The organism is Micromonospora sp. NPDC093243 (assembly GCF_044753725.1).
Taxonomy (GTDB): domain Bacteria; phylum Actinomycetota; class Actinomycetes; order Mycobacteriales; family Micromonosporaceae; genus Micromonospora.
Genome location: NZ_JBIVNT010000001.1, coordinates 244,406 through 271,100, shown reverse-complemented (window position 1 = coordinate 271,100; position 26,695 = coordinate 244,406). Strand labels below are relative to the sequence as shown.

The following is a 26,695-nucleotide window of genomic DNA, read 5'->3' as shown; positions in this document are numbered from 1 at the left end:
GTTGCGCCGACCGGCAACCCACCCGCCGCGGAGGCCGCCGGCGCCCTGGCGGAGGGGCGCCGAGGCACCCGCCCCCCCGTGCCGGCGGGTACCCGGCCGCCCTCGCCCCGCGTGCCGCGCGGCGGTCCGCGGCTCGTGTCCCACCGCTCAGGCGGCCAGGATGGCCAGCACGACCGTGACGCCGAGGATCGCGTCGAGTGCCGCGCACCACTCGGCGTAGCCGCGCGGCACGACCTCGCCGCGCCGGTGGTGCCAGAGGTCCCAGCCGGCGTGGGCGAGCCAACCGAACGCCACCAGCCAGGCGGCGGCCCGGCCGCCCACCCCGACCGCGACGAGCGCCAGCGCCGACCAGCCGACCAGCCCGGCCAGCTGGCGGGCCAGCACCCCCGGCCCGTTCAGCCGGCGCCGGTAGGCGCCGATGACCAGGTAGCCGGCGGGCAGCACCAGCATCGTCCACGGGCTGAGCACGCTCGGCGCGGCCAGGCGGTCCACGGTCATCAGCAGGGCGAGCCCGCTCGGCCAGCGGCGGGCCAGCGCGGTGACCACCGGGTGCCGGCGGGGCGCCGGTGCGGCGGACGCGTGGCGGTGCCGCAGCGCCACCAGCACCATCGCCGGCACCATCAGCAGGTGCCCGCCGAGCATCAGCGCGTCGCCGGCGAGCAGGCCCACCCAGTACGGCACGAGCAGCAGCAGGAACGGGACGTACATGGCGGCGGCCATCTCGGCGCAGGCGGCCCGGGAGTGTCGTCGGTGCCGCATCCACACGGTCATGCCGACGGTCATGTTGGTCGCCATCACCAGCGCGGCCACGTCGGGCCGGGCGAGGACGGCGGTGAGCCCGAGCCCGGTGCCGGCGAGCCGCCACAGCGGATCGAGCAGCAGCATCCCGGCGACCATGGCGACCGCCATCTCGGCGAGGTGTCGCAGCAGGTGACGTACGCCGCCGGCCGGGTGCGGGGCCGACGGGGGAGCGGGGTGTACCCGGTGGTGCGTCCGCGTGTCTGTCATGCCTCGACCCTCGGCCAGCCGGCCGCCCGCCGATAAGGCATGCGTGTCACCGGTTTTCGGGGCGGATCGCACGGTCCACTCGTGACATTCGTCCGGGTCGACCGTGCGCCGACGGCCCTAGGATCGGGGCCGTGGCGCAGGAAGCGGCGGGAACCAGGGCGGACGGGCGGCTGCGCCGCGCCCGGATGGCCACCCTGCTCTCGCTGGCGACCGGCATCTGGGCGAGCCTGCTGCTGCCGCTGGTCGGCATCACCCGGGAGTCCGACCCCACCCGCGCCACCCTCGGCGCGGTGGGCGTCGCCGTCTTCGCCGCCAGCCAGGCCGCCGTGCTGTACGCGGCGGTGACGCCGTGGCTGGCCGACCGGTGGCGCCGGCTGTCCCAGGTGGGCCTAGCCGTGGTGGCGGTGCTGAGCATCCCGCTGGTCGGTGCGGTGGCCGCGGGCGGCTGGCCGACCTGGGCGTGGCTCGGCGCCTCGCTGATCGGTATGGCGCCGCTGGTGGTCCGGCTTCCGGGCGCGCTGGTGGTGGCGACGGTGACCCTCGTGGCCGCGGTCGGGGTGGCCGTCTGGACCGGCGGGTCGATCTGGCGCTTCCTGGTGGTGGCCGGCGGTGTCGGCACCGGCGTCGCCGCGGTGAACTGGCTCCAGGTCTGGTTCTGGGACCTGCTGGTCGAGGCGCGGGCCGGCCAGGCCGCCCAGGCCCGGCTGGCGGCCGCGGAGGAACGGTTGCGCTTCGCCCGGGACGTGCACGACGTGCTGGGACACAGCCTCACCGTGATCGCGTTGAAGGCGGAGCTGGCCGCCCGCCTGGCACCGGTCGATGCCGAGCGGGCCGGCCGGGAGGCCGCCGAGGTGCAGCGGCTGGCCGCCGCGGCGCTGAGCGAGGTGCGGGAGACCGTGCACGGCTACCGGGCCGTCGACCTGGGTGACCAGTTGGCCGCCGTGGCGGGGGTGCTGCGCTCCTGCGGCGTACGGTGCACCGTGCTGCCGCCGCCGGCCGAGCTGCCGGCGGCCGCGGCGAGTGACCTGGCCGCCGTGCTGCGCGAGGCCGGCACGAACGTGCTGCGGCACAGCCGGGCCGGCTGGTGCCGGATCGAGATCGTCCGGGAGGGTGACCTGGCCAGGATGACCGTGACCAACGACGGCGCCGGCGACCACGGGCCCGACGGGCACAGCAACGGCCTGCGTGGCCTGACCGACCGGCTCGGCGCGGCCGGCGGGCGGCTGCGGGTCCGGCGCGCCGAGGACGTGTTCACCCTCGAAGCCACCGTGCCGGTCGCCCCGTGATCCGCCTGCTGCTCGCCGATGACGAGGAACTGGTCCGGGTGGCGGTGGCCGCCCTGCTGGGGCTGGAGCCGGACCTGGAGGTGGTGGCCCAAGCGGCCGACGGGCCGTCGGCCGTCACCGCCGCGCTCGCCCACCGGCCGGACGTGGCCGTGGTCGACCTGGAGATGCCCGGCCTGAGCGGCATCGGGGTCGCCGCCGAGCTGACCCGGTCGCTGCCCGGTTGCGCGGTGGTGCTGCTCACCGGGCACGGTCGCCCGGGGCACCTGCGCCAGGCGTTGACGGCGGGCGCCCGCGGGTTCCTGCCCAAGGGCGCACCGGGCGGGGCGCTGGCCGACGTGATCCGCCGGGTGCACGCCGGCGGCCGCTACGTCGACCCGTCGCTGGCCGCCGACGCGCTCACCCTGCCGGCGTGCCCGCTGACCCCCCGGGAGCTGGAGACGTTGCGCCTGGCCGAGTTCGGCGCTCCGGTCGCCGTGATCGCCCGCCGGGTGCACCTCTCCACCGGCACCGTACGCAACCACCTCGCCGCCGCGGTGCAGAAGCTCGGCGCGGCCGACCGGGCCGAGGCGGTGCGCACCGCCCGGGAGAGTGGCTGGCTCTGACCGGCGCCGGAATGCCGTGGTCGCTAGCGTGGGCCGGTGCGAACGGTCGAACTGCTCTGCTCGGCGGAGTTGGACGCCGCGGTCCGGGCCGCCTGGCACCGGCTCACCGCGGCGGGTCTGCCCAGCCTGGCTCGGAACACCCACCCCAGCAACCGTCCGCACCTGACCCTCGCCGCGGTCGACGAGTTCCCACCGGGGGCGGTCGCCCGACTCGCCGCGCTGCTCGACGACGCGCTGCCGCTGCCGGTGCGGCTCGGCGAGGTCGCCGTCCTGGACGGCAGCGCCCCGCTGGTGTGGTTGGTCCGTCCCGACCCGGAGCTGGTGGCGCTGCACCGGGCGGTGTGGGCCGCGCTCGCCGACGCCGACGGGCGTTCCCCGTGGCACGCGCCGGGTCGCTGGCAGCCGCACCTGAGCCTCGCGCTGCGCTTTCGTGACGCGGACGCGGGTCTGGCTCACGCGGTGCTGCGCGCCGAGCCGCGGGCCGGGGCGTTCGTGGCCGCCCGCAGCTACGACGGCGCCACCCGCACGGTCACACCGCTCGGCAGGGCCGGGCCCCCGATGTGCTGAGCCGGGGGCCCGGCCGCGCCGGGCTCAGCGGTGGAAGCGCAGGTAGTCGAACTCGGCGGTGACCGGCGGCTCGGCGCCGCCGTGCGCGACCAGGCCGATCCGGGGGGCGGTGTCGGCCGGGAAGGTCCACACCCCGCCCCAGGTCCAGTGCACGCCGTCCCGGCTGGAGCCGGCCCGGAACTCGTGCTCGCCGGTCGCCCGGTCGATGTGGTGCGCCAGCCGCAGCCAGGTGGTGGTGGCGGGCGTACCGACGATGGTGCCGCCGTACACCGGCTGGCCGGCGAAGGGCAGCTCATAGCCGTACTCCACCTGCCGGGTGTTCCAGATGGCCACCTGCGCCAGCCGGGCGAACCGGTCGTCGTCGACGTAGGCGACCAGGCCGGCCTGCTGGTAGTTGCGCACCGACTCCTCGCCGAGGTCGAGGGTCACCTTCGTCTCGGCCACGTAGTCACCGGCCGGCGCGTCGCGCAGCAGCACGCCGGCCGTGTTGCCGGTGCCGGTCAGGTCGGCGGCCTGCACCGGCCAGCGCAGCGCGCCGCCGGTAACGCTCGCCGCCGGGTCCTGGCGGACCCACCGCCAGGCCCGGTCGAGGCCGTCGTCGAACTCGTCGGAGTACGCCCGGAGCAGCGGACCCACCCGGGGCTGCGGCACCGTGGCCGACGCCGGCCGATGCAGCCGGACCGCGCTGACGTTGTCGAACTCGGCGGGGCCGCCTGTCGCACGCAGGGTGACCCGGCCGGCCGCCGGGCGGTCGAGCCGCAGCGAGACGACGGCCAGTTGGTCGCCGAGCCGGGCCGGGCTCAGCTCGGCGACGAGCTGCCGGCCGCGTACCTCGACGGCCAGGTTGTGCCGGTCGGCGGGGTTGAACCCGGCGGGCAGCGCGGCGGCGGCCGTACGGTCGCCGTCGCGGGCGACGAGCCGCCCGCCGGCCGCGTCGAGGCGCACCTCGACCCGGTCGGCGAGGCTGATCCCGGCGCTGCGGGCTCCGGTCAGTCGCAGGTCGGCCTCCGCCCGCAGGTCCCCGCCCACCGTGCCACGGCTGGTCAGTGCGCCACTGCCGGTGAGTCGGCCGTCGGCGACCCGCCAGTCGCCGCTGATCCGTCGCCAGCCGGCCAGGCCGGCGGTGAAGCGCTCGTCGAGGGCTCCGGTGGTGACCGGCGCCGGCCGGTTGCCCTCGGACGGGCCGGCCCCGGCGTTGACCGTCGGCCAGCCGTCGATCCAGTCGAGCCGGTCCAGCAGCATGGGCCGCTCGTTGATGCCGAACGGCTCGTCCAGGTACGGATCGGCCCGGTCGATGGCGTGGTAGACGATCCAGTCCTGCCCGGACAGGTCGGTGAGGAAACCGTTGTGCCCGGTGCCGATCCACCGGTTGCCGTTCTGGGTGAGCACCGGCGTGCCGCCGGCGCGGGACGCGGTCAGCGCGATGCCGTCGCGGTCGACGAACGGCCCGCGCGGGTCGCGCGAGCGTCCGACCTGGACGGAGTAGCCGGTGGCCGGGCCGGCGCAGCAGTTCGCGGTGGACGCGAAGAGGTAGTACCAGCCGTCGTGGCGCAGCACGTAGCTGCCCTCGAACTTGTTGTCCACGGCGACCAGGGTCGGCGTGCCGACCGCGCGCAGCCCGTCGGGGGAGAGCTCGGTGACCGAGATGCCGCCGTAGTAGCTGCCGTAGTAGAGGTAGCTGGTCCCGTCCACGTCGGTGAACTGGGTCGGGTCGATGGTCCACAGGAAGCCGCCGCCCCCGCCGGGGCGCGGGGCGACGACCGGCTGCGCGGCGAAGGTCCACGGGCCGGTCGGGGTCGGCGCGGTGGCCGCGCCGATGGCGTAGTCGCTGCCCTCCGGTGAGACGGTGGTGTCGGTGACCGTCACGTACATGACGTACCGGTCGCCGATCCGGCGCACGTCCGGGGCCCAGAACGCGGCACCGGGGGCCGCGTAGGGCGGGCGCTGGTCGGGGCCGAAGGCGTCCCCGACGTACGTCCAGTCGACCAGGTCGGCCGAGCGGGCGGTCGGTACCCGGTGGAACTGCCGCTCGCCCTCGCGCAGCGGGTCGGTGGTGCCGTACGCGTACCAGTAGCCGTCGTCGCCGCGCACGATGACCGGGTCGGCGAAGGTGTCGCCCACCCCGACGGAGATCGGGTTGCGGTAGTGGGTGGATCCGGGTCCGGCGGCGGCCGGGGCTGCGGCGGAGGCCGTCAGCAGCAGACCGAGCACGGCGGCGAGCGCGCCGTTTCGGCGTAGGTGTCCCATCAGACCTGCCTCTGGGTGGCGGTGGAGTGGTGTGGCCCTGGCGTCCGTTTCTACATCGATGCATACAACGTTGTAAAGAGCGTCGGTCGGGACCGAACGATCGCCGTGTCAGCATGGGCGGATGCATCCGACGACCGCCGACGCGCCGGCGCTGGCCCAGCTCGCCGCCCTGCTGGCCGACACCACCCGGGCCCGGTTCTGCCTCGCGCTGCTCGACGGGCGGGCCTGGACGGCGGGGGAACTGGCCCGGGCTGCCGGGGTGGCCGCGTCCACCGCGAGCGAGCACCTCGACCAGCTGGTCCGGGGCGGAATGCTGGTGCAGGAGCGGCAGGGGCGCCATCGCTACCTCCGGCTGGCCGACCCGTCGGTGGCGCAGCTGGTCGAGGACCTGGCCGGCCGGGTCGCCGGCCCCCCGGAACCGACCCGGTCGCTGCGCGCCGCCCGCGCCAACGCCGCGCTCGCGTACGCCCGGACCTGCTACGACCACCTCGCCGGCCGGCTCGGTGTGCTGGTCCACGACGCGCTGCTGGACCGCGGACTGGTGGACCGGACCGGCGGGCTCACCCTGACCCGGGCCGGTCTCGACTGGTGCGTCGACCTCGGACTGCCGGTCCCGGCGCCGCAGACCACCCGCCGGCCGTTGCTGCGCGACTGTCTCGACTGGACCGAGCGCCGCCCACACCTCTCCGGCGCGTTCGGCGCGGCGCTCTGCGGGCGTCTGCTCGATCTCGGTTGGCTGGCCCGCGGCGACGGCCGGGTCGTCCGGCTGACCCCGGACGGCACCCCGGCGCTGGCCGCAGCGCTCGGCCTCTCCGCGGCGGCCCTGACCCCGCCCGCCCCGGCGGCCACCGGCGGCGGTCGCGCCTGACCCGGCCGGCGTGAACTCGCCGGCCCGGAGTCTCCGCGACAACGGGTCGCCGCCGGCCCGGACCGGCCGCGCTCCGGCCCGTCGACCGCTGGCCCGTCGCCCGCTGGGCGCGCCCCGGCGGGCGGGGCGCTGCCCGGCGTCACACCGCTCGGCGGGGCGGGGGTCGGGGCACGCTTCGGCGGGGAGCGAACGGTCCCGCGCCTAGCGTCGGTGCGTGACCGCGACCGTGAGCTGGCCCGCCATCGCCCCCGTCCCCGACACCCCGCCGTGCGCACCACCCGCCCGCCACCCGGACGGCGGCTGGACGCTGACCCGCTACGCCGACGTGCGCACCGCCCTCACCGACGCGTCCTGCCGGGTGCCGGTCGCCGACCCCGGCGCGCCGGGCACGCTGAGCTGGCTGCGCGGCACGGTGAGCCGGTTCAGCCCGCCGGAGCGCCATCCGGCGCGGCGGGCGGCCGGGGCCGCCGCGCTGGCCGCCGTCGACCCGGAGGAGCTACGGGCCGAGGCCGCCCGGTTGACCGTCGCGGCCCTCGACGCGGCCGCCGGCCGGCTGGACGTGGCCGGCGCGCTCGCCCGACGGGTACCCGTGCGGGCGCTGGCGTCCCGGCTCGGCCTCGCCGACCCGGACGCCGCCGTGCCGGCGGTGACCGTGGTCGCCGCCGCCTACCAGCCCGGCGCCGACGCGGTGGCGGTCCGCCGGGCCGACCGGGCAGTGGCGGAGCTGGTGTCCCTGGCCCCGCCCGGCCCGCCGGAGGTGCTGGCCAACCGGATCGGCCTGCTGGTCCAGGCGTGCGACGCGACCGCGGGGTTGATCGGCGCCGGCGCCCGCCACCTGCTGCACCCACCCGACCGGGACCGCGCCGCGGTGCCCGGCGACCCGACCCGGCTGCTCGCCGAGGTGCTCCGGCTCGACCCGCCGGTGCGGGGAACCCGCCGGATCACCGCCGCCCCCGTGCGACTCGGCGGCGTCGAGCTGCCGGCGGGCGCCGGACTGCTGCTGCGCTTCGACGCGGCCAACCGGGATCCGGCGGTCTTCGCCGAGCCGGACACGGTCCGCCCCGACCGGGCCGTGCCGGCGCTGACCTTCGGCGCGGGCCACCGGGGCTGCCCCGGCCAGCGGCACGCCCTGGCGCTGGCCACCGGCGTGCTGGACGTGCTGCGCGAGCGGTGCCGCCGCGCACCGACCCCGGTCCGGTACGAACCGCACCCGCTGCTGCGGGTGCCGGCCCGGCTCGAGGTGGTGGCGAGATGACCGACCGGTTCGCCGCGTTCCGCGCCCTGCACCACAACGACCGGCCGCTGCTGCTGCCCAACGCCTGGGACCACGCCTCGGCCGCCGCGCTCGCCGCCCGTGGTCATCCGGCGATCGGCACCACCAGCCTCGGCGTGGCCGCCGCGGCCGGCCTGCCCGACGGCGCCGCCGCCACCCGGGCCGAGACGCTGCACCTGGCCCGTCGGCTGCGTGGGCTGCCCGCGCTGCTGACCGTGGACGTCGAGGCGGGGTTCAGCGAGGAACCGGCGGAGGTCGCCGCCCTCGCCGCGGAGCTGGCCGGTCTCGGCGTGGTCGGGATCAACATCGAGGACGGCCGGCCGGATGGCTCGCTCGCCCCGGCGGTGCTGACCGCCGCAGCGGTGGCCGCGGTCAAGGACACGACGCCGGAGATCTTCGTCAACGCCCGCACCGACGCGTGGTGGCTGGGCGTCGCGGACCCGTTGGGTCAGGCGCTGGAGCGGGCCCGGCTCTACCGGGCGGCCGGCGCGGACGGCATCTTCGCCCCCGGCGTCCCGGACTCCGACACGGTCGGCGTCCTCGTCGCCGGCCTCGACGCCCCGCTGAACGTGCTCTACCGACCCGGCGGTCCCACCGTCGCCGAGTTGGGCCGGCTCGGCGTGGCCCGGATCAGCACCGGCTCGCTGCTGTTCCGCGCCGCGCTCGGCGCCGCGGTCGCCGCCGCCGACGCCCTGCGCGCCGCCGACCCGGCTCCCAACGCGGCGTATCCGGAGCCGCCCTCGTACGTCGAGGTGCAGCGGTTGAGCGCGCCGCCCGGGGCCGGCTGACCGGTTCGTTCCCCCTCGGTCGCCCTGCCGCGTCCCCGCCGGGCCGGCGGGCCTCTGCCGGGCCGTCGCCATTCGGGGCTGTTAGGAGGATTGTTCGGGCTCATCCCCATCCGGCCGATTACCGTGAGTGCAGGGCGTGCAACCCTGTGTCGTGACCGGAGAGGACCGATCATGCGAGTGCCCAGCCGAAGCCCCGGATCGCAGCCCGGCCCCCGCGTCCCGCCGGCCACGCCCGCTCGCCGACTTCCCACGCCGCCCGGCCGGCCCCTCGCCGACGCGCCGGACCTCGCCGCCTACCGGGCCGCGGTCGCCGACCTGCTGGTCGAGGTCGGTGCGCTGGCCGACGCGCCCAGCACCGCGGCCCGGCAGGTGCTGATCGACGACCGGTTGCGCGAGCCCGCCCTCGCCGCGGTGCTCGACGCGACCCCGCAGGGCTTCCTCGGCGCCCGCGAGACGCTCCTGCTCGAGATGGCCCGCTACCAGCCCAACGAGCGCAGCTCGGCACGCGACCTCGGCGCCCTGGTCCGGATCTACCTGCTCTCCCGCATCGACGTGATGTGGTGGCGGGACGCCCCGTCGTTCCTCACCGACACCCAGGTCGAGGCGAGCGCCGACCTGGTCGACCTGGAGTGGCTGCGCCGCCGCGACCTGCTGAGCTTCCGCTACCGGCAGCAGCCGGCCAGCGTGCTGGGCCGCGGGGTACAGGCGGTCCGGCGCCGGCTGCGACCCGACGCCAGCCCGCGTACCGCGGGGCTGCTCGCCCGGCGCGCCCGCCGGGAGGTGGTGGCGCTGCTCAACGACCTCGGCCGGGAGTTCGCCCGGTCCACCCCGCCCGGCACGCCGCCACTCTGGGTGACCAGCCTGACCCGCAGCGCCGAGCACCAGTACCGGCTGCGCCGCCTCGGCTACTCCGCCATGCTGCCCAGCGGGCACTGCAGCGGCTACGCCGTCGACGTGGAGATGGACTGGTTCGACCGCTTCGGCGTCCGGGAGGCCCTGGCCGAGATGCTGCTCGCCCGCCAGGAGGCCGGTGAGATCAACGTCATCGACGAGGGACAGGCCTGGCATCTCTGCCTCGCGCCGGCCGCCCGCCGCCGGCTGCGCCGGGCGTACGAAGCCGAGATGGGGGTGTGAGGCGATGTGCGGTATCGCGCTGAGCATCGGCCCGGAGGCGGACCCGGCCCTCTTCCGCCGGATGCTCGCCGTCCTCGCCCCGCGCGGTGAGGTCACCGAGGCCCGGTACGAGGCCGGCCTGCTCGCCGGCACCCGCCGGCTGCGGGTGGTCGACCGGGACCGGGCGGTGCAGCCGTGGACCTCGACCGACGAACGGTGGCTGCTCTGCTTCAACGGTGAGATCTTCAACCACCGCGAGCTGCGCGCGAAGCTGACCGGACTCGGCCACCGCTTCCGCACCGGCAGCGACACCGAGGTGCTGCTCGCCGCCTTCGAGCGCTGGGGCGAGGACGCGGTCACCCGGCTACGCGGTGAGTACGCGTTCACGGTGGTCGAGCGGGCCACCGGCCGCGCCTACCTGGCCCGCGACCCGCTCGGGGTGAAGCCGCTGTACTGGGCCCGCAAGCCGGGCTGCCTGCACCTCGCCTCCGAGGTCAAGGCGCTGGTCGGGCACGGCGCGCCGATCGGCGAGGTGCCGCCCGGGCACCACGGCTGGGCCGACGCCAACGGCCACGTCCGGCTGCGCCCCTATCTGGACCTGCTCACCCTCGGCGAGGGGCTGCCCGAGATCGACGACCCGGACGAGGCCGCCCTGCTCGTCCGTGCCGCGCTGCGGGACAGCATCCGAATGCGGGTGGACACCGACCTCACCGTCGGGGTGGTGCTCTCCGGCGGGTTGGACAGCTCGCTGGCCCTGCTGCACGTGCGGGAGCTGCACCCGGACTGCGTGGCGGTGACGGTCGGTGTGCCGGACAGTCCGGACGTCGCGTACGCCCGCCGGCTCGCGGCCGACCTCGGCGTGCCGCACGAGGTGGTCGAGCTGCGCCCGCGCGACATCCGGCTGGCCGACATCCGGGAGGCGATCCGGATCTCCGAGCTGACCGAGTACGGCGACATCATCAACGCGGTGGTCTCCGTACCGCTGTTCCGGCGGCTGCGGCAGCTCGGCGTGAAGGTGGCGCTCACCGGCGACGGCTCGGACGAGCTGTTCGGCGGGTACCCCATGTACCACGAGGTCGGCCCGGCCGCGTCCCGCCGGCTCTTCCTGCACAAGATCCGCAACCTGGGCCGGACCGAGTTGCAGCGGGTGGACCGGACCAGCATGGACCTCGGGGTCGAGGCCCGGGTTCCGTTTCTCGACCTGAGCGTGGTCGAGCTGGCCATGCGGCTGCCGCTGGCGCTGAAGATGCGCGACGGGCAGGAGAAGTGGATCGTCCGGCGGGCGTTCGCCGACGTCCTGCCCGACTACATCAGCCAACGGCCGAAGAACCCGATGTCCTACTCCTCCGGGCTGCACGAGCGGGTCCGGCTCTACAAGCCGCTCTTCGCCCGGTTGCACCGCTCGTTCGGCTATCACCTGCTGGAGCCGGTCCGGCGCGACTTCGACAACGTGCTGACCCGGTGCGGCAACGACCTGGATCGGGCGATCGCCCACGGGATCGCCCGGCCGGACTACACGGTGCTCGAACACGCCCGGGACCTGGTCGGCGCGGCCAGGTGGAACGCCGCGCCCATGGTCCGCCGGCTGGTCGGCCCCCGGCGTACCCGCGGCGACGAGGCCCCGCTGCCGGGCTGAGCGGCGGCGATCCGAGGTACTGGCCGCACCGACGGCCTCGCCCGTGAGGTCCGCCTCGACTACTGTCCCGATGAGCCGGAGCAGGGCGTCACCGAACTCCAACTCGCGGTGCGTCGCGGCTGACCGGCCGCCCTCGCAATTTCTTCGGCTGCCATGTCGAAACCGGCCAGCGCCCGTTCGACCTCCTGGTGACGGCGCCGGCCGGACGGCCGGCCCCAGAGCGAGGAGGACATCGTGAAGGTGATGGTGCTGGTGAAGGCCGCCGCGGCGGACGAGGACCGGCTCGCCCCGAGTCAGGAGCTGCTCGAGGCGATGGGCGAGTACAACGAGCGGCTGGTCAAGGCCGGGATCATGCTGGACGGTGGCGGCCTCCGGCCGACCGCCGAGGCGGTGGAGGTGGTGTTCGAGGGCGGCACCACCTCGGTGGTGGACGGGCCGTTCACCGAGGCCAAGGAGATCATCGCCGGGTACTGGGTCTGGCAGGTCGGCTCGGTCGAGGAGGCCGTGGAGTGGGCCCGGCAGTGCCCCGACGACCCGAACAGCGGGATCCGGTCGAGCCTTGAGATCCGCCCGTTCTACGAGGCGGAGGACTTCGGCGAGGAGTACACCCCGCAGCGGCGCGAGCGCGACGAACGACTCGCCGCCGAGGTCGCGGCGCAGCACGGGCAGAGCTGAGCCCAAGCGACGGGTGGGGAGGCCACGATGGACGCGCGGCGCACGGTCGAGGCGGTCTGGCGGATGCACTCCGCGCGTCTGGTCGCCTCCCTCACCCGGCTCGTGCACGACGTCGGGCTCGCCGAGGACGTCGCCCAGGAGGCGTTCCTGTCCGCGCTGGCGCAGTGGCCGCGCGACGGCGTACCGGACGAGCCGGCCGCGTGGTTGGCGACCGTCGCCCGGCGCCGGGCGATCGACCTGATCCGGCGGGAGCGGCTGCGCGACGACCGGTACGCGCTGCTCGCCGCGGCTCCGCGCGACGAGCCGGACGACGCGGGCCCGGGCACGGCGACCGATGACGACCTGCTCGCGCTGGTCTTCGTCGCCTGCCACCCGGTCCTGTCCCAGCAGTCCCGGGCCGCGCTGACGCTGCGCATGGTCGGCGGGCTCACCACCGACGAGATCGCCCGGGCGTTCCTGGTCCCCGACGCCACCATCGGGCAACGGATCTCCCGGGCCAAACGCACCCTCGCCGAGGCCGAGGTGCCGTTCGCGGTGCCCGACGCGGACGCCCTGCCGGCCCGGCTCTCCGCCGTCCTGGAGGTCGTCTACCTGATCTTCAACGAGGGGTACGCGGCGACCTCCGGCGACCGGTGGATCCGCCGCGACCTCGCCGAGCAGGCCGTCCGGCTGGGTCGGATCCTCGCCGGACTGATGCCCCGCGAGCCCGAGGTGCACGGCCTGGTCGCCCTGATGGAGCTCCAGGCCTCCCGCTTCGCGGCCCGGACCGGGCCGGACGGCCAACCGGTCCTGCTGCCGGAGCAGGATCGCACCCGCTGGGACCGGACCCTCGTCGCGCACGGGCTGCGCGCCCTGGCCCGCGCCCGAACGCTGGGCAAACCACTGGGCCCCTACACCGTGCAGGCGGCCATCGCCGCCTGTCACGCCCGCGCCGCCCGGTACGAGGAGACCGACTGGGAGGCGATCCTCGCGCTCTACGAGGCGCTGACCCAGCTCGTCCCGTCACCGGTGACCCACCTCAACCGCGCGGTCGCCGTGCTCCACGTCGACGGACCACGGGTGGCCCTGGACGCCGTGGACGCCCTGCGCGGCGACCCCCGGATGGCCCGCTACCACCTGCTCGGCGCGGTGCGTGCCGACTTCCTGCTGCGCCTCGGCCGGCACGCCGAGGCGGCCGAGGAGCTGGAACGGGCCGCCGGGCTGGCGCCCACCAGGCACGAGCGCATGATGCTGATGACCCGCGCCGCCGCCGCCAACCAGTCCGCCCCGCGGTGACCCCCGGCGGGCGCCGCAGCTCGAACGGCATCGACGGGAACGGCGCGGCCCGGCAACGCGACGTCCGATCGCCGCCAGCAACCCCACCGCCGCCCGGCCAGGCTTGGGGACATGACAACCGGGACCACCTTCCGCGTCAGCGCGCTGCCGACCGCGCTGATCGACACCATCCGCGCCAGCGGGCGGGATGCCGCCGGCCGGCCCGCCGAGACGGTCGTGGCCGGGGGCGGCGAGCCGCTACGGTGCTGCCTGCGCGACGCCGACGCGGGGGAGGCGCTGCTGCTCTTCGGGTACGCCCCGCCGGTCGCCGCCGGCCCGTACCGGGAGATCGGGCCGATCTTCGCGCACGTGACCGGCTGCCCGGGGCCGGACCAGGCCGGTGGCTACCCGGCCGCCTGGCGCGGCCGGCCCCAGGTGCTGCGGGCGTACGACCGGCGGGGCCGGATCCACGGGGGCCGGCGGCACGACGGCACCGACCCGGAGTCGGTGATCGCCGAGCTGTTCGCCGGCCCGGAGGTGCGGCAGCTGCACAGCCGCAACGTGGTGTACGGCTGCTTCATGTTCACCGTCGACCGCGCGGAGTGACCCGGCGGGCCGCGGCGCTCAGCCGGTGATCAGCAGCGCGCCGACCGCGGCGGCGGTGGCGGTCACCGCGAGCAGGGCACCGGTGAGCAGGAACCGGGTCAGCGGCACGGACACCCCGGCCGTGCGGCAGCGCTCGAACCAGAGCAGGGTGGCCAGCGACGCCCACGGTACGGCGAGCGGACCGATGTTGGTGCCGATCAGCAGGGCGAGCAGCCGGGACCCGGCCTCCGGCGGCAGCACCGACTCGCCCGCCAGGTAGGCGGGCAGGTTGTTCACCGCGTTGGCCAGCAGGGCGCCCGTGCCGCCGGCGCGCAGCAGCCCGGCCGAGCCGCGGTCCTCGCCGAGCAGGTCGGCGACCAGATGGTCCAGCCCCCACCGGCCCAGGGTCTGGATCACCAGGAAGAGGCCGGTGACGAAGAGCAGCAGCCGCAACGGCACGAGGCGGGCGCGCAGCGTCCCCGGCGAGCGGACGGCGAAGCCGACCAGCACCAGCGCGGCCGCGACGGTCGACACGATGCCGAGCTCCACCTCGGCGAGCACCCCGACGACGAAGAGCAGGCAACCGGCGAGGGCTGTGCGGTACAGCACCGGGTCGGGCGGGGTGGGTCGGGCCGGCGGGGTGAAGCGCCCGTCCGGCGGGCGGTAGCGCCGCCACCAGCAGCACCACAGCAGCAGCCCGGTCACCGCCAGGGCGGCCAGTTGCGGCAGCCACATCCGGGCGGCGAAGCCGACCGGGTCCAGCCCGATCCGGTCGGCGGCCAGCAGGTTCGTCAGGTTGGACACCGGCAGCAGCAGGCTTGCCGTGTTGGCCAGCCAGACGGTGGTCACGGCGAGCGGGGCGGGCGCGACCCGCAGGTTGCGCGCCAGGGCCAGCATGACCGGGGTGAGCAGCACCGCGGTGGTGTCCAGGTTGAGTACGACGGTGGTCGCCGTCGCGAAGCCCACGCAGAGCAGGAAGAGCCGCGCCCAGCTGCCCCGGGCGGCGATCGCCAGCCGGGTGCCGAGCACGTCGAAGACCCCGGCGACCGCGGTCAGCTCGGCCAGCACCACCACCGTGCCGAGGAAGAGCAGCAGCGGCCCGATCCGGTGCAGGGTGGCGGTGGTCTCCGCCCGGGGGAGCAGCCCGGTCACCGCGCAACCCACCCCGAGCAGGGCGAGCACGAGCGCGACCACGTCCAGCGGGTGCGGCCGGCGTCGCCGCCGGACCGGGCCGGTCGGGGCTGGTGGCGCGGGGGCGGCGACGGTCACGGCCGAGGATCCTCGCACAGCCAACCGCAGGTCAGCCCGGGCCCCGGGGCCGACGTGACGTGGCTGACCGCCCCGCCGCCGGTTGCCGGCCGGAGTCGAGCGGTCGCTCGCGGTGGACAACCGGACGGCCGGCGCATAGCGTCCAATGGATATGCGTAGGACTCTGCCGGCCGCCTCCCTGGCCCTGCTGCTCACCCTCACCTCCTGCTCGGCGACCGGGTCGGACATATCCACTCCGCCGGGTGCCACCCCCGCCGGCACGCCCAGCGCGTCGCGGCAGGACGCGGCCCAGGTCGACCAGACCCTGGGCAGCCTGCGCCGGGTCGACGACCTGCCGCTCTACGAGATGACCTACGTGGGGCGCTACGACCCGACGGACGGCACGGACGCCAAGCCGGCGACCCCGTTCGGGTGCTCGCTCTTCGTCGCCGCCGGCGACCGGAGCCGGCCGCTCTTCGCCCGCAACTTCGACTGGGACGCCAACCCGGCGATGGTGCTGCGCACCGATCCGCCGGACGGCTACGCCGCCATCTCGCTGGTGGACATGTCCTACCTCGGCGTCGACGCCGACCCGGCCGGCGACCGGCGGCTGCTCAACGCGCCGCTGCTGCCCTTCGACGGGATGAACGAGCGTGGCCTCGCGGTGGGCCTGGCCGCCGACGACGGCGCACGCGCAGCTCGTGACCCGGGCAAGCCGACCGTCGGGTCGGTACGCATCCTGCGCCTGGTGCTCGACCGGGCCGCGACCGTGGACGAGGCGGTCGGCGTCTTCACCGCGCACAACCTGGACTTCGACGGTGGGCCGCCGCTGCACTACCTGCTGGCCGACGCGTCCGGCGCGTCCGCGGTGGTCGAGTTCGTCGACGGCGAGATGCGGGTGGAGCGGGGCCGGGGCGACTGGCAGGCGCTCACCAACGTGCCGGTCGCCGGGATCCCGGAGCAGCAGCGCCGCGAGGACCGCCGCTACGGGCTGATCGCCCAGGCGATGACCGACTCCGGCGGGGTGGCCGACGCCGCCGCGGCGCACCGGGTGCTCGGCCTCGTCCAGCAGGCGCACACCCGCTGGTCGGTGACGTACGGCCTGCGCACCGGCGAGGTGCGGCTGACCACGGCCACCGGTGGGGCCGAGCGGCGTTACCAGCTGCCGATGAGCTGATCCCCGGACGTGGCCGGGCCCGGCCCCCCGTTCGGGGGGCCGGGCCCGGTTGCTGCTGTTACCGCGATGCCTCGGTGCTCACCAGCTCAGGTAGCTGGGCTGGGTCTGCACGTTCAGCTCCTTGTACCGGACCAGGTTGGCCGTCCAGGTCCGCCAGTCGTTGAGCTCGAGCACGTCGAGACCCTTGACCATGTCGTTGGAGTAGATGTGTCCGTTGTAGTAGTACGCGGACCACGTGCCACCGCCGACGAACTGGTCGTTCGAGAGCGGACCGCGCTCCCAGAACGCGATCTCCTTCGGGTTGGCCGAGTCGGTGAAGTCCCAGACCGAGATGCCGCCCTGGTACCACGCCTGGACCATGATGTCCCGCCCGAGCACCGGGATCAGCGAGCCGTTGTGCGCCACGCAGTTCTCGGTGTCCGCGTTGTTGCGCGGGATCTTGTAGTAGCTCTTGAAGACCATCTTCCGAGCGTCACCACGGCCGGTGATGTCGTAGATGGCGTCCGCGCCCCGGTCCGGCCCGACCTCCTCGTTGCAGGTGGCCGCGCCGCCGCCGCCCAGCTCGTCGGTGAAGATCACCTTCGTGCCGCGGTTGTTGAAGGTGGCCGAGTGCCAGAAGGCGAAGTTGACCGTGTCCCGCACCCGGTTGATCACCCGGGGGGCTTCCCGGTTGCGGATGTCGAGCAGGATGCCGTCACCCATGCAGGCGCCGGCGGCCAGGTCCTTCTCCGGGTAGGCGGTGATGTCGTGGCAACCGGTCGTCGCCGAGCCGGTCTCGCTGCCCTCGAAACCACCGTCCGGGAAGAGGTTCGGCGTGGAGACCACCGACGCGTCGGTGGGCTTCTTCAGCGGAACCTTGATGATGGAGATCGAGTCGTGCGGCGGCTGGCAGTCCGGGAACTCGGCCCGCGGGCTGTACGACGAGACGTACAGGTAGATGTTCTTGCGGTCCTTGCCCGGCACCAGGGTGTGGGTGTGCGAGCCGCAGGCGGTCTCCACCGACTTGATGTAGCGCGGGTTGGCCTTGTTCTTGATGTCGAAGACCTTGATGCCCTCCCACGACTGCTTCTCCGTCGCCGGCAGCCCCGTGCTGTTGCAGGAGTCGTCGCTGCGCGGCGAGTCGGTGGAGAGGAAGAGCAGGTCACCGTGGATGGAGATGTCGTTCTGCGACCCCGGGCAGAGCACCCGGGACACGACCCGCGGAGCGCTGGGTCGGGAGATGTCGTAGATGACGAACCCGTTGTAGTTGCCGGCGAAGGCGTACTTGCCCTGGAAGGCGATGTCGCTGTTGGTGGCGTCCAGCGGCGCCACCTTCGGCACGTTGGCGATCTGCCGCAGGTTGGGGCTGCTGACGATCTCGTCAACGCCCGGGATGGTGTTGGCGACGTCCACTGTGGCGGACGGCGCCGACTGGGGCGCGACCTGGGCGTTACTGGGTGAGGCCACCAGGACGCTGGCGACGAGGAGGCCGGCCGCGGCGAGGCTCACGATCCGGAGCTGTCGTGGCCGGGGTAGGGAGGTTTTGATCATCGGCGAGGCCCTTCGCAAGGGGAGGTCGATTGTCGACACCTTACCGGGCAAGGAAGGCCATCGATGTGATCCGGGTCACATCCACCCTGGTTCTTCAATGGATAGCATCGCGGTGACCTCGACCTCAGGGAGTGGCCCCATGACCAGCAGGCGTGCGCGGACCCTGGCGATCGTCACACTGGCGGTCGTCGTTCCACTGGGGATCGTGGCCGTGGTCCGCGCCGGTGGCGACTCCGAAGCGGGCACCGCGCGTCCGGTCTCCGCGCCCGTTGCCACCTCGACCGAGGCCAGCCCGGTCCCGACCGACATCACGGTCATCGTGCCGGGCCGGCCCGGCGAGTCGGGAGCCGCCCGTCCCGCCGAGGAGGTCCGCGGCCCCGCCGCGACGACGCAGAACTCGATGGACGTCTGGTTCGTGCGGATGATGATCCCGCACCACGCGCAGGCGCTGGAGATGGCGAAGCTCGCCCCGGAGCGCGCCGCCGACCCGGACGTGCGCGCCATCGCCGACCGGATCCGGGCCAGCCAGGGCCCGGAGATGGGCATGATGCGCGGCTGGCTGCAGAACCGAGGCCTCGCCGCCGAGGTCGAGGGGCACGATCACGGCACCATGCGGGGCATGCAGTCACCGGAGGCGATGCGGCAGCTCGCGGCGGCCCGCGGCGCGGACTTCGACCAGCTCTTCGTGCGGATGATGACCGCGCACCACCGGGGCGCCATCGAGATGGCGACCAACCTGCTCAAGGTCGGCGCCGACCAGACGCTCAGCGAGTTCGCCAACTCGGTCGCCACCGAGCAGACCGTGGAGATCGACCGGATGCGTGAGCTCCTCGCCTCCTGACCGGCCGGCCAGAACGGCGCCGCCGCCCGCGCAGCCCGGCAAGTACGCTGGGTGACCGTGAACCGTACGTTCCTCGGCCGCCCGCTGCGCAGCGTCGCCTTCGACGCCTTCGTCTCCGGCATCGTCGCGCTCGCCGGCCTGGTCGGCGCGGTCGCCCAGCCGGGCGGCTGGCTGGCCACCCTGGTCGGGATGGCGATGGCGGTCGCCCTGCTGTTCCGCCGGACCCACCCCACCGCCACGGCGGTGGCGGTCGGGGCGCTCGGGCTGTCCCAGGTGATCGCCGGCTGGGGACCGCTCGCCTTCGACGTCGGCGTGCTCATCGCGATCTACAGCGTGGTCAAGTACGCCGACCGGCTCCGCGACGGTGTGCTCGCGGGCGTCGCCGCCGCCATCGGGGTGGTGCTCGCCTCGCTCCAGGTCCGCGGGCCCGGCCCGTGGTGGGGCAGCGCGATCTACTTCGGGCTGGTCACCGGCGCGATCTGGCTGGTCGGGCTGAACGTGCGGACCCGGCGGCTCTACGTGGTCAGCCTCGAGGAGCGGGCCGCGACGCTGGAGCGGGAACGTGAGGCCGAGTCGCGCGCCGCGGTCGCCAGCGAACGCACCCGGATCGCCCGCGAGCTGCACGACGTGGTGGCGCACAGCATGGCCGTCATGATCGTCCAGGCCGACGGCGCCCGGTTCATGCTGGACCGGGACCCGGAGACCGCCCGCCAGGCGGTGAAGGTGGTGGCGGACACCGGCCGGCAGGCGCTGGAGGAGATGCGCCGGCTGGTCGGCGTACTGCGGGAGCCGAGCCCGTCGCAGCCGCCGGCCGCTCCCGACGCGTCGGCCCGGCCGGACGGCGCCGGGGTGAGCGCCGACCCGGAGCACCGGCGGCTGGCCCTGGCCGAGCTGCCCACCCTGCTCGACCGGTTCCGCGCCGCCGGCCTGCGGATCCGTCACACGGTCACCGGCACGCCGCCGGCGCTGCCGCCCGGCGTGGAGCTGACCGTCTACCGGGTGGCCCAAGAGGCGTTGACCAACGCGCTCAAGCACGGCGGGGTCGGCGCGAGCGTCGAGCTGACGCTCGAACACGCCGCCGACGCCGTGGTGGTCCGGGTGGTCGACGACGGGCGCGGCCGGCCGGTGGTCAACCCGGCGCCGTCCGGCGGGCACGGCCTGGTCGGGATGCGCGAGCGGGTCGGGGTGTACGAGGGCAGCCTCACCGCGGGCGCCCGGCCCGGCGGGGGCTGGCAGGTCGAGGCGCGGCTGCCGCTACCGTCGACCTCCGCTACGACGGAGGTGATCGCGGCATGACGGTTCGGGTGGTGATCGTCGACGACCAGGCGTTGGTCCGCGCCGGGTTCCGGATGGTGCTGGGCTCCCAGCCGGACCTTGAGGTCGTCGGCGAGGCGATCGACGGCGCGGACGCGCTGCGGGTGCTCGCCAAGGTCGAGGCGGACGTGGTGGTGATGGACATCCAGATGCCGACCATGGACGGTGTGGAGGCGACCCGGCGGCTCTGCGCCGACCGGCCCGCCGGCCCGCCCCGGGTGCTGGTGCTCACCACCTTCGACACCGAGGCGGACGCGTTCGCCGCGCTCCAGGCCGGGGCTAGCGGCTTCCTGCTCAAGAACGTGCCCCCGGAGGAGCTGCTCGCCGCGATCCGGGTGGTGGCCCAGGGCGACTCGGTGGTGGCCCCGTCCATCACCCGGCGGCTGCTCGACCGCTTCGCCGGGCAGCTCGGCTCGGGCCCCACCGAGGACCCGCGACTCGACCAGCTCACCGACCGGGAGCGCGAGATCCTGCTGCTGGTGGCGCAGGGGCTCTCCAACGCGGAGATCGCCGCCCGGGTGCACGTCGCCGAGGCGACGGTGAAGACCCACGTCGGTCGGATCCTGGCCAAGCTCCAGCTCCGCGACCGGGTCCAGGCGGTGGTGCTGGCCTACGAGAGCGGCCTGGTCGTCCCCGGCGGCTGACCGCCGGTACGACCTGGGTCGTACGGGTCCGGCCGGTCGGGGGCGACCCGGGGCGTACCGCGGCCGAGCGCGCAGGTGGAGATCGACGGAGCGGTACCGCGCATAGCGTCGGAGAGGTCAGATCGTCCGTCCTCACCGGGAGCACCGCGTGCCCGTTCCACCTTCCGCGCCCGCCGCCGGCGGCATGCTGCGGCTCACCCTGCGCTCGCTGCGCGCCGAGGCGCTCCGGCTGCTGCTCTCCGCGCTGGCCGTCGTGCTCGGCGTCGCGTTCATCGCCGGCACACTGATCTTCGTCGACGGCATGCGCTCCGGCGCCTACGAGCGGGCCGGGGCCTTCGACCGGCACACCGACCTCGGCGTGTACGCCGAGCGGCAGCCGATCCCCGCGGCGCTGGTCGACCGGGTACGTGCCGTCGACGGCGTGGCCGCCGCCGAGGGGGAGCTGACCGGCACCGGCGGGGTGCTCGGCGCGGACGGCCGGCCGGTGCTCGGCTACGGCTTCCTCGCCGCCGTTCCCACCGACCCGGCGCTGCGCTCGTACCAGGTGGTCACCGGCCGGCTGCCGGACCGCGCCGGGGAGGTGGTGCTCGACGCGCCCACGGCGGCGCAGGAGGGCTTCATCCTCGGCGCGCCGGTACGGGTCGGCGGCACCGGTGCGCCCGCCCGCCCGTACACCCTGGTCGGCACGGTCGACGTGGCCGGCACCGTCCGGGACGTCGGCGGCCCGTTCATCGGGCTGACCGGGCCGGACGCCCTCGCCGTCACCGGGATGGCGGGGTACGGCCGGATCATGGTGGCCGCCGGGCCCGGCGTCGACGAGGCGGCGCTGGCGACCCGGCTCGCCGCAATGACGGACGCCGGGACGGTGGTGAAGGACCGCCGGCAGATCCTCGACGAGGCGGTCGAGGACGCGGTCCGGGACCTGCGACAGTTCACCATGGTGCTGCTCATCTTCGCCGGCGTGGCCGTCGTGGTGGCCGGGTTCGTCATCGCGAACACCTTCGCGATCGTGCTGGCCCAGCGCACCCGCCAGACCGCGCTGCTACGGCTGGTCGGCGCCACCCGGGGGCAGGTGTTCCGGGCCGCCCTGCTGGAGTCGGCGCTGATCGGGCTGGTCGCCTCGGCGCTGGGCGTGCTGCTCGGCGCGGCCCTGGCCGCCGGGATGGGCGCGCTGCTGCCCCGCCTCGACGTCCCGGTCAGCGGCGGGCTCACCGTCACCGCGTCGACCGTGCTGCTGAGTCTGACCCTGGGCACGGTGCTCACCGTCGCCGCGGCCCTGCTGCCGGCGTGGCGGGGCAGCCGGGTCGCGCCGGTCGCCGCGCTGACCGACGCCGCCGTGCAGCCGGGCCGTCCGGCCGGCCGGCTCCGGCTGGCCGCCGGCGGGCTGGTTCTCGCCGCGGGGATCGCCGCGCTGCTCGCTGCGGCCGCCGCGGCCCAGATCGTGCTGGTGGCGCTCGGCGGGGTGCTCGCCTTCCTCGGCATCGTGCTCTTCGGCCCGGTGCTCGTCCCGGCGATGATCCGCGTCCTCGGCTGGCCGGTCCGACCGCTGGTCGGGGCGACCGCCGGTCTCGCCGTGGCCAACGCGGTGCGCAATCCGCGCCGCGCGGCCGCCACCACCACGGCCCTGGTGATCGGCATCAGTCTGGTGTCCGCGTTCCTGGTCGGCGGGCGCAGCACCAAGGACGGCATCGAGCGCAGCGTGGACGCCCAGATCGGGGTCGACTTCGTGGTCACCGGCATCGGCGGGGACCTGCCCGCGCCGCTCGCCGGCGAGCTGCGGGCCCGACCGGAACTCGGCGTGGTGCACGAGGAGCGCACCGCGGTGACCGACCGCATCGAGGTGCGCGCGGCCCACCCGGCGCTGATCGGCCGGACGCTGACAGCGGTGGCGGCCGGTGACCTCGCCCGGTTCGGCCCGGGCACGGTCCTCGTGCACGAGGAGCTGGCCGCGGCGCGGGGTTGGCGCGTCGGGTCCACCGTCACGCTGCGCGGCCGGCCGTTCCGGGTCGCCGCGGTGGTCGCCGACGACACTCCGGTGGCGGGCGGCACGGTCGCCGAGGGGCACGTGCTCGACGTGGTGGACGACGACTTCAGTGCGCTCTTCCCCCGGGAACGGGGCTACCTGGCCGAGATCGACCCCGCGGCGGGGGTCGGCGCCGCGCAGGCCCGCGCGGCCATCGAGGCGGTCCTCGGCCGGTACCCGACGGTGAACCTGATGGACCAGGCCGCGTACAAGAAGATGCTCACCGGCACGGTGGACATGCTGCTCGGCTTCGTCACCGCGCTGCTCGGCCTCGCCGTGGTGATCGCGCTGGTCGGGGTGGCGAACACGCTCAGCCTGTCGGTGGTGGAGCGCACCCGGGAGAACGCCGTGCTGCGCGCCGTCGGGCTCAGCCGGCGCCGGATGCGGGCCATGCTCGCCATCGAAGCGGTGCTCATGGCGTTGGTCGGCGCGCTGCTCGGGATCGGCCTCGGTGCCGGGGTGAGTGCCTCGGCCATGGCGCTGCTGAATCGCATCGGCGGGGACTTCCACGTGGTGCTGCCGGTCGGTCAGCTCGCCCTGATCCTCGCGGTGGGGGTGGTGGCCGCCCTGCTCGCCTCGGTGCTGCCGGCCCGCCGGGCGTTGGCCCGCCCGGTGGTGGCGGCGCTCGCCGACCAGTGACGGCCGGCGGGTGAACGGCCACCGGCCCGGAACCGTCGGCAGGCGCGACGGGACCGGGCCGGCGGTGCCGGGTTCAGAGCCGCTCGACCACCGGGCCGGAGCAGCGGTTGCGGGCATCGAAGATGTAGCGGGCGTGCCGGGTCACCAGCTCGTAGTCGAAGACGTCGTGGTCGGTCACCACGACCACCGCGTCCGCGGCCTGGATCTCCCGGTCGGTCAGGTTCACCACGGTCACGCCGGCGGGCACGTGGTGCGGCTCGGCGTACGGCTCCACCGCGCGTACCTCCGCGCCGAGCCGCTGCAGCCGCTGGGCCACGTCGACGGCGGGGGAGTCGCGCATGTCGCCGGTGTTCTTCTTGTACGCGAGCCCGAGCAGCAGCAGCCGGGCGCCGGTGACCGCCCGGCCGGTCCGGTTCAGCCCGGCCATCACCCGCTGCGTGACGTGCTCGGGCATCTCGTGGTTGATGTCGTTGGCCAGCTCGATGAACCGGAACTGCCGGCCCAGCCGCCGCTTGACCTGCCAGGACAGGTAGCACGGGTCGATCGGCAGGCAGTGCCCGCCGACGCCCGGGCCGGGCCGGAACGGCATGAACCCGAACGGCTTGGACTCGGCCGCGTCGATCGCCTGCCAGACGTCGATGTCCAGGTGGTGGGAGAGCATCGTCAGCTCGTTGATCAACGCGATGTTGACCTGGCGGAAGGTGTTCTCGATCAGCTTGGTCAGCTCGGCCACCCGGGTCGAGTCCACCGGCACCGTCCGCTGGACGAGGCGCTGGTAGAACTCGTCGACCCGGGCCAGCGAGGCGGCGTCCACCCCGGAGACCACCTTCGGGGTGTTCTCCAGCCGCCAGGTCGGGTTGCCCGGGTCGATCCGTTCCGGGCTGTAGCCCAGGTGGAAGTCACCGGGGCTGTGCAGCCCGCTCGCCGACTCCAGCAGCGGCAGCAGCAGCTCCTCGGTGGTGCCCGGGTAGGTGGTGGACTCCAGGATGACCGCGCAGCCGGGCCGGACGTACGGACCGATCCCGATGCCGGCCTGCTCGACGAAGCTGAGGTCCGGGGTGCCGTCACGCAGCGGGGTGGGCACCGTGATCACGCAGATGTCGAAGCCCTCGGCGTCGGTGTACTCCGTGCTCGGCAGGTACCGGCCGCTGCTCAGCGCCCGGCCCAGCCGGTCGGTCGGGATGTCCTCCACGAACGACTCGCCCGAGGCGAGCCGCTTGACCCGGTCGGCGTCGACGTCCAGGCCGACCACGTCCAGGCCGGCTTCCACGGCCCGCATGGCCAGTGGCAGTCCGACGTACCCCTGGCCGATGACGACCAACTTCTCAGTGCTCACCCGAGCTCCCGCGGCAGATGGAAACGACCAGGTTGGAGCCTAGGGGGGTCTCTGCGGCCGTACGTCCGTTTTGGGGATATCGGGACGGGTGTGCTCTGTCGGGCATCCGGCAACCGTCCGCCCGTCACCTTCTGCCGGTGCGCCGACGGCCGTCCCGCCCCCGACCAGGGACCGGCCGACGTCCGGTGGCGGCGGCTCAGCCCGCCGGGGGGCCGTTCGGGTCGGTCTGGCTGCTCTCCGTCGCGGTCGGCTCCGGGTTCGCGCTCGTGGGCGGTGCGGAGCTCGTCGGCGTCTCGGTCGGCGGCGGGGCCGTGGTCGTAGGGGCCGGCGACTCCGGGCTGGCCGACTCGCTCGGCTGCGCGCTCGCGCTCGGGCTGGCCGACACCGACTCGCTCGCGCCCGGCGCGGCCGGCCGGTCCGGCCGGGCCGGGTCGGAGGTGATCTCCTCGTTGGCCGCCGGCAGGTCGGCGCGGCCGGTCGGGGCCACCGCCGGCGCGGTGGTGGGAAGCTCGACCGCCGGGGCGTTGGCGTACTTGGCCGCGCCGAGCGCCGCTGCCAGGCCGGTCAGTGCCACCAGCACCGCCGCGGCGGCACCGACGAGCGCGCGACGTCCGCGCCGGCGACCCGGCTGCCCGGCGGCGGCGAGCACCGCCTCGGAGGAGAGCTCCGCCTGGGTGTCCGGACCGGCTCCGCGCAGCGGGGTCGCCGTCACCATGGCGGTCGGCGGCGCGCCGTCGGTCACCGCGGTACGCGCCGCCTCGGCCATCGCCGCGCCGCTGCTGAACCGGTCGGCCGGATCCTTGGCCAGGGCCCGGGACACCAGGGCGCGAACGGCCTCGGGGATGTCGTGTGACAACTCCGGCGGTTCGTCGTCGAGGTGCCGGACGGCGACCTGCAGCGGGTTGTCCCCGGTGAACGGCGGCCCGCCGGTCAGGCAGCAGAAGGCGACCGCGCCGAGGGCGTAGATGTCGGTGGCACCGCTGACCGGCCGGCCCGCGGCCTGCTCGGGCGCCATGTAGAGCGCGGTGCCGGGCACCGCGTTGGTGCTGGTGATGCTGGTCACGTTGGTCGACCGGGCCACTCCGAAGTCGACCAGGACGACCGTGCCGTCCTCCTGGACCAGGAGGTTGCTCGGCTTCACGTCGCGGTGCACGATGCCACCGCGGTGCGCCGCGTTCAGCGCCTGAGCGGCCTGGGCGACGATCGACATGGTCTCGGCGACGTCGAGCCGGCCGGCGGCTTCGATCCGCTTGGACAGCGGTTCGCCGTGGACGAACTCCATGACCAGGTAGTCGGCCCGGCCGCCGTCGGGCAGGTCGTCCTCGCCGCAGTCGAAGACCTGCACGATGCCCGGGTGTCGCAGCGCGGCCATGATTCGCGCCTCGGCCCGGAACCGGGCGATGAAGTCCGGGTCGGAGACCAGCGCCGGCAGCAGGACCTTGACCGCGACCTGCCGGCCGAGGACCAGGTCCGTGCCCCGCCAGACGTCGCCCATGCCGCCGGTGGCGACGCGTTCGTCCAGGCGGTACCGACCGCTGAGTACGACCTCCGATGACAACACGGGATTACCGTACCCAGAGCGGTCGCGGACCACGCGGCGCGCTGGGCCGCGTCTGTCGGTGCCGCCACCACGGAGGCGACCGACCCGATCCGGTTCCGCCGGTCACATATGTGACGCTGCGGCACCGATCCGTGACAGGATGCGACACGCCGCCGCGCAGGACGCCCCTGGGGCCGGACGGAGCAACCGCCGAGGTCACGTAGCGTCCGCGGAGGCTGTTTCGTTACGGCGACACACCGTAGTCCGAGCTTGATAATTGTCACTCTTCCGTGACGTCCTGCTGACTTGTCGGTGCCATGGTCCGCTCCTACCGTTAGCCCGACTCGGGGCCGCTTCACGGCGCCGGTACGGCGCCCCGCCGACCGTCATCCACCGTGGCGAGCGTCCAGACGCGCCGCGGGGCCGCGGCGGTCGCGGGGGCGATCAGGCCAGCGGGGGGCTGAGAGAGTGCGGGAAAAGGTCCGGTCGACGGACCGGGCG

The 26,695-nt window shown here is 75.0% G+C and carries 22 protein-coding genes; 16 read left to right on the top strand and 6 right to left on the bottom strand.

The window, feature by feature from the left end; all coding sequences use genetic code 11:
- Positions 1 to 147: 147 nt before the first annotated feature.
- Positions 148 to 1,008, bottom strand: a complete 861-nt coding sequence (locus ACIP9D_RS01300; RefSeq protein ID WP_350876229.1) for a hypothetical protein — start codon at positions 1,006 to 1,008, stop codon at positions 148 to 150.
- Positions 1,009 to 1,139: 131 nt separating this feature from the next.
- Here ACIP9D_RS01300 and ACIP9D_RS01295 point away from each other — a divergent pair, with 131 nt between their 5' ends.
- The 3 genes from ACIP9D_RS01295 to ACIP9D_RS01285 are packed head-to-tail and all read left to right on the top strand — an operon-like array spanning position 1,140 to position 3,463.
- Positions 1,140 to 2,294, top strand: a complete 1,155-nt coding sequence (locus ACIP9D_RS01295; protein ID WP_350876227.1) for a histidine kinase — start codon at positions 1,140 to 1,142, stop codon at positions 2,292 to 2,294.
- Positions 2,291 to 2,896, top strand: coding sequence for a response regulator transcription factor (locus tag ACIP9D_RS01290; RefSeq protein ID WP_350876225.1), 606 nt, complete (start codon positions 2,291 to 2,293; stop codon positions 2,894 to 2,896). The genes ACIP9D_RS01295 and ACIP9D_RS01290 overlap by 4 nt, the downstream gene beginning before the upstream one ends.
- A 36-nt stretch (positions 2,897 to 2,932) precedes the next feature.
- Complete coding sequence (locus ACIP9D_RS01285) at positions 2,933 to 3,463, top strand: 2'-5' RNA ligase family protein (RefSeq protein WP_350876223.1); 531 nt, start codon at positions 2,933 to 2,935, stop codon at positions 3,461 to 3,463.
- A gap of 24 nt (positions 3,464 to 3,487) precedes the next feature.
- On the opposite strand, the gene ACIP9D_RS01280 is transcribed toward ACIP9D_RS01285, so the two are convergent.
- A complete protein-coding gene (locus ACIP9D_RS01280) occupies positions 3,488 to 5,710 on the bottom strand; it encodes a family 43 glycosylhydrolase (protein ID WP_350876221.1) in 2,223 nt (740 codons plus the stop codon).
- A gap of 121 nt (positions 5,711 to 5,831) precedes the next feature.
- On the opposite strand from ACIP9D_RS01280, the gene ACIP9D_RS01275 reads away from it, so the two are divergent.
- The 8 genes from ACIP9D_RS01275 to ACIP9D_RS01240 all read left to right on the top strand — a co-directional run bounded on the left by ACIP9D_RS01275 (position 5,832) and on the right by ACIP9D_RS01240 (position 13,923).
- Positions 5,832 to 6,578, top strand: a complete 747-nt coding sequence (locus tag ACIP9D_RS01275) for a helix-turn-helix domain-containing protein (protein ID WP_350876219.1) — start codon at positions 5,832 to 5,834, stop codon at positions 6,576 to 6,578.
- 214 nt (positions 6,579 to 6,792) lie between these two features.
- Positions 6,793 to 7,833 carry a cytochrome P450 gene (locus ACIP9D_RS01270; protein WP_350876217.1) on the top strand — a complete coding sequence of 347 codons (1,041 nt, stop codon included), beginning with the start codon at positions 6,793 to 6,795 and terminating at the stop codon, positions 7,831 to 7,833.
- On the top strand, positions 7,830 to 8,639 hold the full coding sequence (locus tag ACIP9D_RS01265; protein WP_350876215.1) for an isocitrate lyase/phosphoenolpyruvate mutase family protein: 810 nt from the start codon (positions 7,830 to 7,832) through the stop codon (positions 8,637 to 8,639). Before ACIP9D_RS01270 ends, ACIP9D_RS01265 begins: the two co-directional genes overlap by 4 nt.
- A gap of 171 nt (positions 8,640 to 8,810) precedes the next feature.
- Entirely contained in the window at positions 8,811 to 9,773 is a 963-nt protein-coding gene (locus tag ACIP9D_RS01260) for a DUF5715 family protein (RefSeq protein WP_350876213.1), read from the top strand.
- 4 nt (positions 9,774 to 9,777) lie between these two features.
- Positions 9,778 to 11,388, top strand: a complete 1,611-nt coding sequence (locus tag ACIP9D_RS01255; RefSeq protein ID WP_350876211.1) for an asparagine synthase-related protein — start codon at positions 9,778 to 9,780, stop codon at positions 11,386 to 11,388.
- Positions 11,389 to 11,631: 243 nt separating this feature from the next.
- Positions 11,632 to 12,063: a YciI family protein gene (locus tag ACIP9D_RS01250; RefSeq protein WP_350876475.1), complete on the top strand. Its 432-nt coding sequence runs from the start codon at positions 11,632 to 11,634 to the stop codon at positions 12,061 to 12,063.
- A gap of 27 nt (positions 12,064 to 12,090) precedes the next feature.
- A complete protein-coding gene (locus ACIP9D_RS01245) occupies positions 12,091 to 13,338 on the top strand; it encodes a sigma-70 family RNA polymerase sigma factor (RefSeq protein ID WP_350876209.1) in 1,248 nt (415 codons plus the stop codon).
- A 111-nt stretch (positions 13,339 to 13,449) separates the two neighbouring features.
- The gene (locus ACIP9D_RS01240) at positions 13,450 to 13,923 is read left to right on the top strand and encodes a DUF1203 domain-containing protein (protein WP_350876207.1); all 474 of its coding nucleotides are present in this window, start codon (positions 13,450 to 13,452) and stop codon (positions 13,921 to 13,923) included.
- Between the two features lie 18 nt (positions 13,924 to 13,941).
- On the opposite strand, the gene ACIP9D_RS01235 is transcribed toward ACIP9D_RS01240, so the two are convergent.
- A complete protein-coding gene (locus tag ACIP9D_RS01235) occupies positions 13,942 to 15,171 on the bottom strand; it encodes an SLC13 family permease (RefSeq protein ID WP_350876205.1) in 1,230 nt (409 codons plus the stop codon).
- A 151-nt stretch (positions 15,172 to 15,322) separates the two neighbouring features.
- Here ACIP9D_RS01235 and ACIP9D_RS01230 point away from each other — a divergent pair, with 151 nt between their 5' ends.
- Positions 15,323 to 16,327 carry a linear amide C-N hydrolase gene (locus ACIP9D_RS01230; RefSeq protein ID WP_350876203.1) on the top strand — a complete coding sequence of 335 codons (1,005 nt, stop codon included), beginning with the start codon at positions 15,323 to 15,325 and terminating at the stop codon, positions 16,325 to 16,327.
- A 78-nt stretch (positions 16,328 to 16,405) separates the two neighbouring features.
- On the opposite strand, the gene ACIP9D_RS01225 is transcribed toward ACIP9D_RS01230, so the two are convergent.
- Positions 16,406 to 17,857 (bottom strand): hypothetical protein, encoded by a 1,452-nt coding sequence (locus ACIP9D_RS01225; protein ID WP_350876201.1) that lies wholly within the window; start codon positions 17,855 to 17,857, stop codon positions 16,406 to 16,408.
- 139 nt (positions 17,858 to 17,996) lie between these two features.
- Between ACIP9D_RS01225 and ACIP9D_RS01220 the strand changes: the two genes are divergently transcribed.
- The 4 genes from ACIP9D_RS01220 to ACIP9D_RS01205 all read left to right on the top strand — a co-directional run bounded on the left by ACIP9D_RS01220 (position 17,997) and on the right by ACIP9D_RS01205 (position 23,318).
- Positions 17,997 to 18,698, top strand: a complete 702-nt coding sequence (locus ACIP9D_RS01220) for a DUF305 domain-containing protein (RefSeq protein ID WP_350876199.1) — start codon at positions 17,997 to 17,999, stop codon at positions 18,696 to 18,698.
- A 51-nt stretch (positions 18,699 to 18,749) separates the two neighbouring features.
- A complete protein-coding gene (locus ACIP9D_RS01215) occupies positions 18,750 to 19,994 on the top strand; it encodes a histidine kinase (protein WP_350876197.1) in 1,245 nt (414 codons plus the stop codon).
- Complete coding sequence (locus ACIP9D_RS01210) at positions 19,991 to 20,656, top strand: response regulator transcription factor (RefSeq protein WP_350876195.1); 666 nt, start codon at positions 19,991 to 19,993, stop codon at positions 20,654 to 20,656. Before ACIP9D_RS01215 ends, ACIP9D_RS01210 begins: the two co-directional genes overlap by 4 nt.
- Positions 20,657 to 20,840: 184 nt before the next feature.
- Positions 20,841 to 23,318, top strand: coding sequence for an ABC transporter permease (locus ACIP9D_RS01205; protein ID WP_350876473.1), 2,478 nt, complete (start codon positions 20,841 to 20,843; stop codon positions 23,316 to 23,318).
- 73 nt (positions 23,319 to 23,391) lie between these two features.
- Here ACIP9D_RS01205 and ACIP9D_RS01200 read toward each other — a convergent pair whose 3' ends face one another.
- Both ACIP9D_RS01200 and ACIP9D_RS01195 read right to left on the bottom strand, forming a co-directional pair.
- Positions 23,392 to 24,654, bottom strand: coding sequence for a nucleotide sugar dehydrogenase (locus ACIP9D_RS01200; RefSeq protein WP_350876193.1), 1,263 nt, complete (start codon positions 24,652 to 24,654; stop codon positions 23,392 to 23,394).
- 196 nt (positions 24,655 to 24,850) lie between these two features.
- Positions 24,851 to 26,215 (bottom strand): protein kinase domain-containing protein, encoded by a 1,365-nt coding sequence (locus ACIP9D_RS01195; protein ID WP_350876191.1) that lies wholly within the window; start codon positions 26,213 to 26,215, stop codon positions 24,851 to 24,853.
- Positions 26,216 to 26,695: the final 480 nt, after the last annotated feature.